Raw genomic sequence first — 14,513 nt, 5'->3', positions numbered from 1 at the left:
TCCCCTCGTCATTCCGGGGCGCCGCGCAGCGGCGAGCCCGGAATCCATCGAGCCACTGGTGACGCGGATAAATGGATTCCGGGTTCGCGCTACGCGCGCCCCGGAATGACCACGGGAGTGAGAACCTAGACCTCCACCCCCTCGTGCCTGAGCAGCCAGCGCTTACGCTCGAGCCCGCCGCCGTATTTCACCAGCGAGCCGTCGGCGCCGATCAGGCGGTGACAGGGCAGCACCACGCTGATCGGGTTGGAGCCGTTGGCATGGCCGACGGCGCGAATGGCCCTGGGCATGTCGATCCTTGCGGCGAGCGCGCCGTAGCTCATCGTGGTGCCGGCGGGGATTTGCGCAAGCGCGGTCCAGACCTTTTGCTGGAACGGTGTGCCGGCGATGCGCCATGCGATCGCTGAAAGCCTTCCGAGGTTACCTGCGAAGTAATCCGACAGCGCAGCCTTCATCGCTGCCGGCGCGGAGCCGTTGCTCAGATCCACCGCGCCATAGTGCAGGCGCAGCAGCTCGCGCATGCGGTGCTCGTAGTCGTCCCAGTCGAGCGCGCGCAGGGCGCCCTCGGCATCGGTGACGAGCAGAGCGGTTCCGATCGGCGTCGCCAGACGATCGAGGCCGAAGCGTTCCGGCAGGCTGGTTGATCGAGCGGCCATTGCGACTCCATCACTTCAAATCATGGGATCGCACTTGCCATGCCGGACGTGCTACCGTCCACCCGAAAGCTGACGCTTTGGGGGAGCTCAACTTGAGTCTGATCGCGAATATCCTGGTGGCGCTGGTCGCCGCACTGCACGCCTACTTCCTGATCCTGGAGATGTTTCTCTGGGACAAGCCGCAGGGCTTGAAGGTCTTTCGCAATACGCCGGAAAAGGCCGCGATCACGAAGGTGATGGCTGCCAATCAGGGCCTCTATAACGGCTTCCTTGCCGCCGGCCTGATCTGGGGCCTGCTTCACGGCAACCCGGCCTTTGCATTCCAGATCAAGGCGTTCTTCCTGCTTTGCGTGATCGTGGCCGGCGCCTATGGCGCGGCAACCGTCAGCACGCGCATCCTGCTCGTGCAGGCGCTGCCGGCGGCGATCGCGCTGGCGGCATTGTTCCTGGCCTAGGACCGCTGGCCTAAGATCCTTGGGCCTAAGATCCTTGGCCTGAGACGCTACGGCGCAGTGCCGCGATCCTTGCGCGGCGGCGAACGTTCCTCCACACTCTTCGGCAGCGATGGCGACCGTTGCAACCAACGGAAAAAGACCATCGGCCGAAAATTCCGTCAGGAGGAACAACCCAACATGAGCAATCGCAGAGTCTTCATGGCTGCCACGGCGGCGCTCGCCTTCGCGGTCTCCGCCAGCCAAGCCCTCGCACAGAAGAAATATGACACCGGTGCGAGCGACACCGAGATCAAGATCGGCCAGACCGTGCCGTTCTCCGGCGCCTACTCGGTCTATGCCAATATCGGCAAGACCCAGGCCGCCTACTTCAAGATGATCAACGATCAGGGCGGCATCAACGGCCGCAAGATCAACCTGATCCAGTATGACGACGCCTATTCGCCGCCGAAGACCGTCGAGCAGGTCCGCAAGCTGGTCGAAGGCGACGAGGCGCTCTTCACCTTCCAGCTCATCGGCACCGCGGCCAACGCCGCCGTGCAGAAATATCTCAACGGAAAGAAGGTGCCACAGCTGCTGGCCTCGACCGGCGCGGCGCGTTTCAACGATCCGCAGAACTATCCCTGGACCATTGCCTACAATCCGAACTACGTGTCCGAGGGGCGCATCTACGCCAAGTACATCCTCAAGGAGCATCCGAACGCCAAGATCGGCGTGCTCTACCAGAACGACGACATGGGCCGCGACTACCTCGCGGGGCTCAAGAGCGGCCTCGGCGACAAGGCCGCCGGCATGATCGTCGGCGAGGTGTCCTACGAGGTCACCGATCCGACCGTGGATTCGCAGGTGGTCAAGCTGAAGTCGATGGGCGTCGACCTGTTCTATGATGCCTCGACGCCGAAATTCGCCGCGCAGGCCATCAAGAAGCTCGCCGACCTCGGCTGGACGCCGGTGCACATCCTCGACATCAATGCGAGCCCGATCTCGGCGACGCTGAAGCCGGCCGGCCTCGAGATCTCCAAGGGCATCATCTCGACCCAGTATGGCAAGGAACCCAGCGATCCGCAGTGGAAGGACGATCCGGGCGTGAAGGCCTTCTTCGCCTTCATGGACAAGTACTTCCCGGAAGGCGACAAGCTCAACACCGTCAACACCTATGCCTATTCGGTGGCAGAGCTGCTGGTGCAGGTCTTGAAGCAATGCGGCGACGACCTCACGCGTGAGAACGTCATGAAGCAGGTCGCCAACATCAAGGACTTCACCCCGAGCTTCGCGCTGCCCGGCATCAAGATCAACACCGGGCCGAACGACTACCGCGTCAACAAGCAGATGCAGATGATGAAGTTCAACGGCGAGCGCTGGGAGCTGTTCGGACCGATCATCGAGGACAACGGTCCGTCGGGCTAGCGACTCGGAGACGTCACAGGGTGGGTTGGCGAACCGCAGCCCACCCTACGAACTGCGGGCACATCCCCGCCTTGCGTTGCAGCAACGCCTCCTCCACACTCCCCGGCAGCGATGGCGCCGGGCGCGCAACAGTGCGTCCGGCAGATCATCGGCAATAACAAGCTGAGGAAATTGCGAATGAGGAATGGAATGCTGCATCTGGCCACGGCAACGGCGCTGACCCTGGCGCTGTCGGTCTCTGCGGCCAATGCCCAGAAAAAATATGATCCGGGCGCCAGCGACACCGAGATCAAGGTCGGCCAGACCGTGCCGTTCTCGGGGCCAGCGTCGGCCTATGCGTCGATCGGCAAGACCCAGGCCGCTTACTTCAAGATGATCAACGACCAGGGCGGCATCAACGGCCGCAAGATCAATCTGATTCAATACGACGATGCCTATTCGCCGCCGAAAGCGGTGGAGCAGGTCCGCAAGCTCGTCGAGAGCGACGAGGTGCTGCTCACCTTCCAGATCATCGGCACGCCGTCGAACGCGGCCGTGCAGAAATATCTCAACTCCAAGAAAGTGCCGCAGCTGTTCGCGGCCACCGGCGCCTCGAAGTTCACGGACCCCAAGAACTTCCCGTGGACCATGGGCTACAATCCGAACTATTTCGTCGAAGGCCGCATCTATGGCCAATACATCCTGAAGGAGCATCCGAACGCCAAGATCGGCGTGCTCTATCAGAACGACGACCTCGGCAAGGACTATCTGAACGGCATCAAGGCCGGCCTCGGCGACAAGGCTGCCAAGATGATCGTGACGGAGGCGTCCTACGAGGTGTCCGACCCGACCGTCGATTCGCAGATCCTCAAGATCAAGGATGCCGGCGCCGATTTGTTCTTCAGCGCGACCACGCCGAAGCAGGCGGCGCAGGCGATCAAGAAGATCGCCGAGCTCGGCTGGCATCCGGTGCAGATCGTCGACATCAACGCGACCTCGGGCGGCGCGGTGATGAAGCCGGCAGGGCTCGATGCCGCCAAGGGCGTCATCAGCGTCAACTACGGCAAGGACCCGCTCGATCCGACCTGGAAGGACGATGCCGGCATGAAGCGGTATCTCGACTTCATGGCGAAATACTACCCGGACGGCGACAAGGACTCGAACTTCAACACCTACGGCTACGGCACCGCGCAGCTTCTGGCCCATGTGCTCCAGCAGTGCGGCGACAACCTGACGCGCGAGAACGTCATGAAGCAGGCGGCGTCGCTGAAGGACGTGACCGGCGACATCGCGCTGCCGGGCATCAAGGCCAACACCTCGCCGACCGACTACCGCGTCAACAAGCAGCTTCAGATGATGAAGTTCAACGGCGAGCGCTGGGAGTTGTTCGGCCCGATCCTGGAGGATGCGGGGCCGGCGGGTTAGTTTCCTCCGCTGTCATTCCGGGGCGATGCGACAGCATCGAACCCGGAATCTCGAGATTCCGGGTTCGGCTCTTCGAGCCGCCCCGGAATGACTGAACAAGAAGGCGTGGATGGCTGGGTCAAGCCCGGCCGTGACGGCAGAGAGAGTGTCGCTCCGCGGCTCTCAAGTCGGCACCTCGCCAAAATTCTTCCCCACCGGCAGCACCGCGTGCCGGATCAGCCGCGAATCCTCCACGGCGGCCTGGCGGTGCTTCACCGCCTCGCGATAGACGGGATCGCGGATCATCTCGACGAAGGCGGCGACGCTAGGGTATTCGGCGATGAAGCAATGGTCCCAGCGTTCCTCCTGCGGGCCGATCAGCATCAGCTCGAACCTGCCCTGCCAGACGATGCGCCCGCCGAGGCGTTCGAACACCGGGCCGCTCTCGCGGCCATAGGCCGCGTAGGCCTCCGCGCCGCTCGCCTTGCGGCCGTCCGGGTAGACGGCGTCTTTGCGCAGCCGCACCAGATTGAGCATGTGGATCGGGCCCGGGCGATCGTTGTCCCGGAACTGCGCGAAAATCTCCTTGGTCGGATCGATGTGGCCCATAGGTACTCCCTCGTGTGTTCCCTCTTGTTTTGTGGCGGCGATCCTAGCTTCGCCGTCCGATCAGCGGAACTGCGGCGGGCGAATGCCGCACCTCCTAATCGCGCGTTAAGCTCTGGGTAACCGGGCCTTAAACAGCGACCGCTAGCGTGCGGCGGGGCGGGCTGACCGGGCGTTTTGCGTATGGCGTGGGGAAAGAAAAAGGGTGGCCGGAAGGAGCCGCTGTTCGGCTTGCCCGCGGCGCTCGCCGACCTGCGCCTGACCGCGGCCGACCGCGTCCCGGGCGGCGAGGACAAGCCGAAGAAGTCAGCGAAATCGTCCGCCAAGCGCAAAGCTGAGGATTCCGGCGACGAGCCGCCGCGCGAGCGGAAGCCACCGGCCGGCCGCAGCGGCGCCAAGCGCCGGTCGAAGTCGCGTATCGGCGCCAGCCTTGGCCGCCTGGTCTATTGGGGCGCGGTGGTGGGCCTGTGGGGCGCCATCGCCGTGGTCGGCGTCGTGATCTATGTCGGCGCCCATCTGCCGCCGATCCAGTCGCTGGAGATTCCCAAGCGTCCGCCGACGATCCAGATCGTCGGCATGGACGGCAGCATGCTGGCGCAACGCGGCGAGATGGCCGGCGCCAACGTCGCGCTGAAGGATCTGCCGCCATACCTGCCCAAGGCCTTCATCGCCATCGAGGACCGCCGCTTCTATTCGCATTTCGGCATCGATCCCGTCGGCATCCTGCGCGCCCTCGTCACCAACGTGCTTCATCGCGGCGTGTCGCAGGGCGGATCGACGCTGACGCAGCAGCTCGCGAAGAACCTGTTCCTGACCCAGGAGCGCACCATGCAGCGCAAGCTGCAGGAGGCGGAGCTCGCGATCTGGCTGGAGCGCAAGCATTCCAAGGACGAGATCCTGGAGCTCTATCTCAACCGCGTCTATTTCGGCTCCGGCGCCTATGGCGTCGAGGCCGCCGCGCAGCGCTATTTCGGCAAGTCGGCGAAGAATGTGACCATCGCGGAAGCCGCGATGCTGGCCGGCCTCGTCAAATCGCCCTCGCGGCTTGCGCCGAACCGCAACCCGGAAGGCGCGGAAGCGCGCGCGCAAATCGTGCTCACGGCGATGGCGGATGCAAAGTTCATCACCGAAGCGCAGGCGCAGGCCTCGATCGGCCATCCCTCCTACAACGTGAAGCCGGTCGGCGCCGGCACGGTCAATTACGTCGCCGACTGGATCGGCGAGGTGCTGGACGACCTCGTCGGCCAGATCGACGAGAGCATCAAGGTCGAGACCACGATCGATCCGAAGCTGCAGGGCGTGGCGGAAGCCGCCATCATCGACGAGCTCGCGGCCAAGAGCGTGAAGTTCAATGTCAGCCAGGGCGCGCTGGTGGCGATGACGCCCGACGGCGCCGTGCGCGCCATGGTCGGCGGGCGGAACTATTCCGAGAGCCAGTACAACCGCGCGGTGACTGCGAAGCGCCAGCCGGGCTCTTCTTTCAAGCCTTTCGTGTACCTCACCGCGCTCGAGCAGGGCCTGACGCCCGACACCGTGCGCCAGGACGCGCCGATCGAGGTCAAGGGCTGGAGACCTGAGAACTACACCCATGAATATTTCGGCGCGGTGACGCTGACCCAGGCGCTGGCGATGTCGCTCAACACGGTCGCGATCCGCCTCGGCCTTGAGGTCGGGCCCAAGAACGTGGTGCGCACCGCGCACCGGCTCGGCATCTCCTCGAAGCTCGAGCCCAATGCCTCGATCGCGCTCGGCACCTCCGAAGTCTCGGTCGTCGAGCTGGTCGGCGCCTATGCGCCCTTCGCCAATGGCGGCTTCGCGGTGACGCCGCATGTCGTCACGCGGATCAGGACGCTCAGTGGCAAGCTGCTCTACATGCGCCAGCCCGACGAGCGCAACCAGGTGATCGACCCGCGCTATGTCGGAATGATGAACTCAATGATGCGGGAAACGCTGATATCAGGCACCGCCAAGAAGGCTGAGATCCCCGGCTGGCCCGCGGCCGGCAAGACCGGCACCAGCCAGGATTACCGTGACGCCTGGTTCATCGGCTACACCGCCAACCTCGTCACCGGCGTCTGGCTCGGCAATGACGACAACGCGCCGACCAAGAAGGCGACCGGCGGCGGCCTGCCGGTCGAAGTCTGGTCGCGCTTCATGCGCACCGCGCACGAGGGCGTGCCGGTGGCGAACTTGCCGAACTCGCAAGCGAGCTGGGGCCTGTCGAACCTCGCGCAGGCGGCATCGCAGGTGTCGCCGCCGACGGCGGCCGCGCCCGGACCGGCGCCTGTGAACAATAGCGGCTATCGCCCGCCACCGACGCGCGCCAATGCGCGGCCGGAAGCGGCGGCGGGGCTGGATGGCTGGTTGATGGACCGGCTGTTTGGCGGGAATCGATAGGTTCGGCTTGAGGCCTTTGGGGCCTCAAAACAAAAACTGCGAAAACAACCCCATGCACAGTAGCCGGTGATCGCTGGCGCGATGCGCGGTGGATTGTGCGAGGTCATTGATACGTCGGGCAAATCAAAAGCCGTGGCGCAAGGCGCTGACGTCGCCCCACTCTCCGCCGTCATTGCCCGCGAAAGCGGGCAATCCAGTACGCTGCGGCCTCTCGATTCAATAACAACCGCCTCGGAATACTAGATCGCCCGCTTTCGCGGGCGATGACAGCTCCAATTTGGTTAGCAGCGGACGCTAATCCTCGACCCCGTACCGGTGCAGGTCGTTCCCGCACGTGTCGAGCCACTTCTTGGCGCGCTCCATCGAGGGGCAGACCTTGCCGCACACGCGCCAGAACCGCGCCGAGTGGTTCATCTCGACGAGATGGGCGACCTCGTGGGCGGCGAGATAGTCGAGCACGAAGGGCGGCGCGAGGATCAGGCGCCAGGAGAACGACAGCGAGCCGGCCGAGGTGCAGGAGCCCCAGCGGCTGGACTGGTCGCGGATCGACAGCCGCTTGACCCTGACACCGAGCTCGACGGCATAGGCTTCGGCCGAACGCTGAAGATCGTGGCGCGCCTCGCGCTTGAGGAAGTCATGGACGCGGCGGTCAGCATGCTCGACGCCGCCGGCGACGCAGAGAATGCGTTCACCGCTGTCGCGCACTTCGGTCCACACCGTGCCGCGCGCACCGGCGCGATGAACGATGCGATGGGGAACACCGCGAAGCGGTATCACTGTGCCAGGCTGGAACGGCGCGGCCTTCGGCAAACGCCCGAGACGTGCCGCAATCCATGCACCGTGACGCTGCGCGAAGTCTTTTGCTTCGGCGAGCGTGCCGCGCGGCGGCATGGTGAGGATGGCTTCGCGATCGCTCGGATGAATTCTGAGCGTGTAGCGGCGCGCACGCCTGTGCCGACGCAGCCGAATCGCAAAAAACTGCGATCCATGGGTGATGACGAGGGTCTTTGGCTCGTGGGGCCGCCGATAGAGGAGTGCGCGAGTGGCCATGTCTGTCAGTCCGGGGAGCAGGAGTTCGCCCGGATTCTGCCATAACCGCCGCCAGGGAAAGCGCTCGGCGCAAAAACAAATCATTTGCCCAATATACAGGGGTCAGGCGTCCGGGAGACCCTACAGACTGGGGTTGGAACCCGCTTTTTTCGCCCCCTCCGGACGCATGCGACACCCCCAAGGGGTGAGGGCTGACTCACTCCTATAAAGCTACCTAAATACCGCGAATCTGGAGGGAACCAAGCCCTGCCGGAACCTCCGGCAGCACCCGAATTTTCGACGGGAAAGCCGAAAAACGCGTCGAGAGCGATGCCCGCTCCGATGTGATCGAACGGAGATGGCTCTCGATTCCACTTCTGACGCGTTTTCTTTGCGCGGACCGGTCCCGCTTCGCTCGAAAACGCTCTATTCGGCCGCGAGAGCCTGCAACGAGCTCGGATTCGCAGCGGAGACCATGAAGTCGTGAATCCTCGGCACGATTTCCGACTTGAAACGCGAGCCGTTGAACACGCCGTAATGGCCGACGCCCTTCTGGACGTAATGAACGCGGCGATGATCGGGGATCGAGCGGCACAATGTGTGCGTTGCTTCGGTCTGACCGAGACCGGAGATGTCGTCGTTCTCGCCTTCGACCGTCATCAACGCCACACGCTTGACCTTGGAGGGATCGACGCGGGTTCCACGATGGGTCATCTCGCCCTTCGGCAGCGCGTGCTTCACGAACACGGTGTCGACGGTCTGCAGGTAATACTCGGCGGAGAGGTCCATCACCGCGAGATATTCGTCATAGAACTCACGATGCTTGTCGACGAGATCGCCGTCGCCCTTCACCAGATGGGCGAAAAGCTGCTTGTGGGCATCCATGTGCCGGTCGAGATTCATGCTGATGAAGCCGTTGAGCTGCAAAAATCCCGGATAGACGTCGCGCATCATGCCCGGATGCGGGAACGGCACCTTGGTGATGACGTGGTTGCGGAACCAGTCGATGCCGCGCTCCTGGGCGAGGTTGTTCACCGCGGTCGGATTGCGGCGGGTGTCGATCGGGCCGCCCATCAGGGTCATCGAGGTCGGCACGAACGGATCGCGCTGCGCTTCCATGATCGAAACGGCGGCGACGACGGGCACCGAGGGCTGGCACACCGCCATGACATGGGTGTTGCCGCCGAGGACGTGCAACATCTCGATGATGTAGTCGATGTAGTCGTCGAGATCGAAGCGGCCGTCGCTGAGGGGCACCATGCGGGCATCGGCCCAGTCGGTGATGTAGACATCATGCGCGGGCAGCAACGCCTCGACCGTGCCGCGCAGCAGCGTCGCATAGTGGCCGGACATCGGGGCCACGATCAGCACGCGCGGCTGCGGGCTGCGCAGCGGACGGGTGAACTTGCGATCGAAGTAGAGCAGCCGGCAGAACGGCTTTTCCCAGACCGAACGGATCTCGACGGGGACGCGGATGCCGTTGACCTCGGTGTCGTTGAGGCCCCATTCCGGCTTGCCGTAGCGGCGCGTGGTGCGCTCGAACAATTCGCAGGCCGCGGCGACCGACTTGCCGACCTCGGTGCGCGCCCAGGGATTGAGGGGATTCTGAAACAGGAACTTGGTCGCGTCGGTGACCGCACGTGCCGGATTGAGAGAGGCGTGGGCCATCTCGTACATCCAGTACATCGGCGTCGTCAGGACCGGACTGCCTTCTGCAGCCAGGGGCGGCGCGCCGCCAAACTCACCAATAGGCATCGCTATATCCCTCTTCGCATCGCAGCATACTGCCGAATGCGTAATATTGCGTCAATGCACCGTCCCCGTACATCTACGTGGCGGAGACGGTTAAATCAGCCTGAATCCACGGGAAAGTGAAACTATTCGCCGCTGGACAGCAGCGAGCCGTTCTTCCTGGCGCTGCGCAAAAGGGCAAGGAATGCCCAAAAAGATGCAATCAGCAGCCCTAAATTGATGGCCAGCGCCTCCAGCATCAGGTCGGTGCGGAAGGTGTTCTCGATCAAGAGCGCCCGCATCCCCTCGAAAACGTAGGTCGGCGGCAGCGTCCAGGCGACAACTTGCAGCCAGCCCGGCAGCACGCTGACCGGATAGTAGATGCAGGCGAGCGGCATGATCGCGAACATCAGGGTCCAGACGATGCTCTCGGCGCCGAGACCGTTTCGCAGCACGAGTCCCGAGACGAAGATGCCGACCGACCAGCTGGTGAAGATCAGATTGCAGAAGAACGCGATCAGCGGCAGGCCGAGGGCGTAAACGTTGAAGTGAAACAAAAACAGCGCGAGCAGCGTCATCGGGATCACGCCGATCGCGAGCCGGATCAGGCTCATGATCATCAGCGACAGCAGAAACTCGATCGGCTTCAGGGGGCTCATCATGAGGTTGCCGAGGTTGCGCGCCCACATCTCCTCCAGGAAGGAGATGGAGAAGCCGAGCTGGCCGCGGAACAGGATGTCCCAGAGGATGACGGCGCCGATCAGCGTGCCGCCGGCGCGCGCGAAGAAATTGGCGTTTTGCGCGATGTAGAGCTGCAGGAAGCCCCAGGTGATGACCTGGAGCGCCGGCCAGTAGAGCAGCTCGAGCAGCCGCGGCCAGGACGACATCAACAGGTACCAGTAGCGCAGGATCATCGCGCCGATGCGCTGCATGGAGATGCCGCGATGGAGGGTGAGCTCGGTCATGGCTGCACCGCGTAGCCCGGATGAAGCTTCGTCATTCCGGGGCGCGCGGAGCGCGAGCTATGATGCGCAATTGCGCATCTGAGAATCCATAACCACAGGCGGCGATTGTGGGGCGAGGCCGGTAACCCCGAGTCTTCGCCAAATTCAATCCTGTGGTTATGGATCCCGGGCTCGCGACTATGTCGCGCCCCGGGATGACGGGATCCATCCGGGCTAGGACCGAAAGATCGGGACTCCCTCATCGTGCCGCCTCCTGAGCTCCGTTCACCCGGCCGCGCGCAACGTCCAGGAACACCTCCTCCAGCGTGGTGCGGTTGTAGCGGGCCATGATGGCCTCCGGCGTGTCGTCGTCCTCGATGCGGCCGCGCTTCATGATGATGACGCGGTCGCACAGACGCTCGACCTCGAGCATGTTGTGCGAGGCCAAGAGGATGGTGGCGTTGTTCTCCTTGCGATAGCGCTCCAGATGGCCTCGCACCCAATCGGCGGTGTCAGGGTCGAGCGAGGCGGTCGGCTCGTCCAGGAGCAGCAGCTCGGGCTGGTTGATCAGCGCTTTCGCCAGCGCGACGCGGGTCTTCTGGCCGGCGGAGAGCTTGCCGTTGGCACGGTCGATGAATTCGGTGAGGTCGAGATCGTCGGCGAGCCTGGCGATGCGGCTCGCGAGATTCTTCACCGCATAGAGCTTGCCGAAGATGGTGAGGTTCTGCCGCACCGTGAGCCGCATCGGCATGTCGACATAGGGGCTTTCGAAATTCATCCGCCCCAGCACGGAAGCGCTCTCCTCGGGCATCTTATGCCCGAGCACCTGCACGCGGCCGGAGGTCGGCAGCACCAGGCCCATGATCATCGCGATGGTCGTGGTCTTGCCGGCGCCGTTGCCGCCCAGGAGCCCGGTGATGCTGCCGCGCGGCAGCGAAAAGGAGATATCGTCGACGGCGCGGGTCTGCTTGTAGACCTTAACGAGGTGATCGACCGCAATTGCCGCAGAGGAGCTGCGCTCCGCGACAGTCGGCGGACTTGAAGCTTTGTCGTTCCCGGTCATGCTGAGCCGTTCTTCTGCTATTGCAGCTGACAGCGCAAGGCTTGTAATCCGGGTGGTTCCACCAGCCGCGCGTTCGTGACCAGAAGGCACCGCCACATTGGCCGACATGACCGAAATTGCCGCTTCCGACTTTCGCCCCGCGCAGCGGCATATCCGCCTGGACACCATCCTGCGGCTGCGCTGGCTCGCGGTGCTCGGCCAGCTCGCCGCGATCTTCATCGTGGCGCAGGGGCTGGAGTTCAACGTCGAGATCGTCCCCTGCGTCAGCATCATCGCCCTGTCGGCCTCGCTCAATCTGGCGCTCCAGACCGTGTCCAATCCGCTGCAGCGGCTGGAGCCGATGCAGGCGGCCGGACTGCTTGCGCTGAACATCGTGGAGCTGGCCGGCCTGTTGTTCTTCACCGGCGGGCTCCAGAACCCGTTCTCGTTCCTGTTCCTCGCACCGGTGCTGATCTCGGCAACCGCGCTGCCGGCCCGCTTCACCTTCGGGCTTGGCGTGCTGGCGGTCGCCTGCGCCTCGGTCCTGTTCTTCTTCCACCTGCCGCTGCCCTGGGATTCCGACGATCCGCTGGTGCTGCCGCCGATCTATCTCGTCGGCGTCTGGCTCTCGATCGTGCTCGCGATCGGCGTCACCAGCCTTTACTCGTTCCAGGTCACCGAGGAGGCGCGCAAGCTTGCGGATGCGCTCGCCGCGACCGAGCTGGTGCTGACGCGCGAGCAGCATCTGACCCAGCTCGACGGCCTCGCCGCCGCGGCCGCGCACGAGCTCGGCACGCCGCTCGCGACGATCTTCCTGATCTCGCGCGAGCTGGAAAAGACGGTGAAGGACCCGATCTTTGCCGCCGATTTGAAAACCCTGCGCGAGCAGACGCAGCGTTGCCGCGACATCCTCAGCAAGATCACCCAGCTCTCCTCCACCGGCGCGCCGTTCGACCGCATGAAGCTGTCGGAGCTGATCGAGGAGGTGGTGGCCCCGCACCGCGATTTCGGCGTCGACATCAAGGTGCGGATCGCGGTGGCCGCCTTCGCCGAGCCGGTCGGCTCGCGCAACCCGGCGATCCTCTACGGCGTCGGCAACATCGTCGAGAACGCAGTCGATTTCGCCCACACCACCGTCGAGGTGAACGCCTGGTGGAACAAGGACACGATCGAGCTCCTGATCTCCGACGACGGCCCCGGCATTCCGCCCGATATCCTTAACCGGATCGGCGAGCCCTATCTGTCGCGGCGGCGCACCCCGGATGACGCCGGCGGCGAACGGCGCGGCCTCGGGCTTGGCGTGTTCATCGCGCGCACCCTGCTCGAACGCACCGGCGCCAAGGTCTCGTTTACCAACCGGATCTTTCCGGAACACGGCGCGGTGGTCCAGATAACGTGGCCGCGACAGCGTTTTGAGGCTATCGAGACGCTTGAAGAAACAATAGGATAGGCCGCGACCTTGCGTCGCACAGGCCGACTGATCGACTATTGGCGGCCTTGGCGCCGCCCGTTTGCGACGCCATATGTGGATGTGCAGAGAGAGGACAAAACCTTGAACGCCATCGCCGAACTGAACGAACAGACCGACCGCTCGCTTCTCATCGTGGAGGACGACAAGCCGTTTCTGGAGCGCTTGTCGCGCGCGATGGAGACGCGCGGCTTTGCGGTGACATCGTGCGACACCGTCTCGGACGGTCTCGCGCAGATCGGCAAGGCGGCGCCGGCATTCGCCGTGGTTGATTTGCGCCTCGGGGACGGCAACGGCCTCGACGTGGTCTCGGCGCTGAAGAAGAAGCGCCCGGATGCACGCGCGATCGTGCTGACCGGCTATGGCAACATCGCCACCGCGGTGACCGCGGTGAAGATGGGCGCGATCGATTATCTCTCCAAGCCGGCCGATGCCGACGACGTCGTCGCCGCGCTGCTGTCGACCAGCGCAGAGAAATCCGAGCTGCCGACCAACCCGATGTCCGCCGATCGCGTCCGCTGGGAACACATCCAGCGCATCTACGAGATGTGCAACCGCAACGTCTCGGAAACGGCGCGGCGGCTCAACATGCACCGCCGGACGTTGCAGCGCATTTTGGCCAAGCGCGCGCCGCGGTAACGGTTTCGTAGGGTGGGTAGAGCGAAGCGAAACCCACCTTCCTTGCTTACCTGACCGCCTTGCTTACCTGACCGAAAGTGATGGGTTTCGCTTCGCTCTACCCATCCTACGGACTCATTCCCAGAAATCCGCGTGCCCCTGCGGATCGACCAGCCGGTTGATCCGCAAAGCCGCCGCCATCGCAAAACGCACCGTCATCTGCTTGCGCGTGGCGGCCGCGATCTTGTGCTCGGGCGCCTCGCAATGCAGATGCGCGCCATAGGCGTCGGCGATGATGAGGCCGGTGTCTTGCGGAAAGATCTCGCACGGCAGGTCCTGCGTGAAGGCGAAGAACAGCCGGTCGCAATGGGCGCGGTATTCGTGCCATTTCTGATCGGCGCGCAGATCCTCCACCGACGACTTGATCTCGACGATCCAGATCTCGCCGCGCTCGTTCAGCGCCACCAGATCGGCGCGACGGCCCGACGGCAGCGGCAGTTCGCTGATGCAGGAAAATCCGAGCGAGCGCAGCAGCCGCGCCGTGCCGCGCGCGATCGCCAGCGCCGTCTCGGATTGACGGCGGTCCGGCGGCGGCACGAGGGCGATGTTGCGGGCGCTGCTGTCCATGGGATGAGGATAGCCGATTCCATTCCACCCGTCATTCCGGGGGCGCGCCACTTGGCGCGAGCCCGGAATCCATAACCACAGGGAGCGGTTGTGGCGCAGGACAGGTAACTCCGAGTCTTCGCAAAACTACTCCCTGTGGCTATGGGTCCCGGG

At 64.0% G+C, this 14,513-nt stretch carries 13 protein-coding genes; 6 read left to right on the top strand and 7 right to left on the bottom strand.

What is annotated here, in order from left to right; translation table 11 throughout:
* Positions 1 to 125: 125 nt before the first annotated feature.
* Entirely contained in the window at positions 126 to 656 is a 531-nt protein-coding gene (locus EI171_RS06995; RefSeq protein WP_161532916.1) for a methylated-DNA--[protein]-cysteine S-methyltransferase, read from the bottom strand.
* 98 nt (positions 657 to 754) lie between these two features.
* On the opposite strand from EI171_RS06995, the gene EI171_RS06990 reads away from it, so the two are divergent.
* The 3 genes from EI171_RS06990 to EI171_RS06980 all read left to right on the top strand — a co-directional run bounded on the left by EI171_RS06990 (position 755) and on the right by EI171_RS06980 (position 3,919).
* On the top strand, positions 755 to 1,111 hold the full coding sequence (locus EI171_RS06990) for a DUF1304 domain-containing protein (protein WP_186363054.1): 357 nt from the start codon (positions 755 to 757) through the stop codon (positions 1,109 to 1,111).
* A gap of 177 nt (positions 1,112 to 1,288) precedes the next feature.
* Positions 1,289 to 2,515 carry an ABC transporter substrate-binding protein gene (locus tag EI171_RS06985; RefSeq protein ID WP_161532915.1) on the top strand — a complete coding sequence of 409 codons (1,227 nt, stop codon included), beginning with the start codon at positions 1,289 to 1,291 and terminating at the stop codon, positions 2,513 to 2,515.
* Between the two features lie 177 nt (positions 2,516 to 2,692).
* On the top strand, positions 2,693 to 3,919 hold the full coding sequence (locus tag EI171_RS06980) for an ABC transporter substrate-binding protein (RefSeq protein ID WP_161532914.1): 1,227 nt from the start codon (positions 2,693 to 2,695) through the stop codon (positions 3,917 to 3,919).
* 162 nt (positions 3,920 to 4,081) lie between these two features.
* Here EI171_RS06980 and EI171_RS06975 read toward each other — a convergent pair whose 3' ends face one another.
* A complete protein-coding gene (locus tag EI171_RS06975; protein WP_011083733.1) occupies positions 4,082 to 4,507 on the bottom strand; it encodes a DUF1330 domain-containing protein in 426 nt (141 codons plus the stop codon).
* Between the two features lie 180 nt (positions 4,508 to 4,687).
* Between EI171_RS06975 and EI171_RS06970 the strand changes: the two genes are divergently transcribed.
* The gene (locus EI171_RS06970; protein ID WP_161532913.1) at positions 4,688 to 6,901 is read left to right on the top strand and encodes a transglycosylase domain-containing protein; all 2,214 of its coding nucleotides are present in this window, start codon (positions 4,688 to 4,690) and stop codon (positions 6,899 to 6,901) included.
* Positions 6,902 to 7,195: 294 nt separating this feature from the next.
* Here the strand turns inward: EI171_RS06970 and EI171_RS06965 are convergent, their stop codons facing one another.
* The 4 genes from EI171_RS06965 to EI171_RS06950 all read right to left on the bottom strand — a co-directional run bounded on the left by EI171_RS06965 (position 7,196) and on the right by EI171_RS06950 (position 11,668).
* Entirely contained in the window at positions 7,196 to 8,035 is an 840-nt protein-coding gene (locus EI171_RS06965) for a M48 family metallopeptidase (protein ID WP_161532912.1), read from the bottom strand.
* A gap of 321 nt (positions 8,036 to 8,356) precedes the next feature.
* Positions 8,357 to 9,685, bottom strand: coding sequence for a polyhydroxyalkanoate depolymerase (locus EI171_RS06960; protein WP_028172598.1), 1,329 nt, complete (start codon positions 9,683 to 9,685; stop codon positions 8,357 to 8,359).
* Positions 9,686 to 9,807: 122 nt separating this feature from the next.
* Positions 9,808 to 10,626 carry an ABC transporter permease gene (locus tag EI171_RS06955; RefSeq protein ID WP_161532911.1) on the bottom strand — a complete coding sequence of 273 codons (819 nt, stop codon included), beginning with the start codon at positions 10,624 to 10,626 and terminating at the stop codon, positions 9,808 to 9,810.
* Between the two features lie 238 nt (positions 10,627 to 10,864).
* Entirely contained in the window at positions 10,865 to 11,668 is an 804-nt protein-coding gene (locus tag EI171_RS06950) for an ABC transporter ATP-binding protein (RefSeq protein WP_028172596.1), read from the bottom strand.
* A gap of 106 nt (positions 11,669 to 11,774) precedes the next feature.
* On the opposite strand from EI171_RS06950, the gene EI171_RS06945 reads away from it, so the two are divergent.
* On the top strand, positions 11,775 to 13,097 hold the full coding sequence (locus EI171_RS06945; protein WP_011083727.1) for an ActS/PrrB/RegB family redox-sensitive histidine kinase: 1,323 nt from the start codon (positions 11,775 to 11,777) through the stop codon (positions 13,095 to 13,097).
* A 102-nt stretch (positions 13,098 to 13,199) separates the two neighbouring features.
* On the top strand, positions 13,200 to 13,754 hold the full coding sequence (locus EI171_RS06940) for an ActR/PrrA/RegA family redox response regulator transcription factor (RefSeq protein WP_008141807.1): 555 nt from the start codon (positions 13,200 to 13,202) through the stop codon (positions 13,752 to 13,754).
* 114 nt (positions 13,755 to 13,868) lie between these two features.
* Here EI171_RS06940 and EI171_RS06935 read toward each other — a convergent pair whose 3' ends face one another.
* Complete coding sequence (locus EI171_RS06935; protein WP_092186190.1) at positions 13,869 to 14,360, bottom strand: MmcB family DNA repair protein; 492 nt, start codon at positions 14,358 to 14,360, stop codon at positions 13,869 to 13,871.
* Between the last annotated feature and the right edge of the window lie 153 nt (positions 14,361 to 14,513).

It is taken from the genome of Bradyrhizobium sp. LCT2 (assembly GCF_009931255.1).
GTDB classification, from domain to species: domain Bacteria; phylum Pseudomonadota; class Alphaproteobacteria; order Rhizobiales; family Xanthobacteraceae; genus Bradyrhizobium; species Bradyrhizobium diazoefficiens.
Note: the sequence above shows the minus strand (reverse complement) of the source record. Positions and strands in the feature narration are given on the sequence as shown.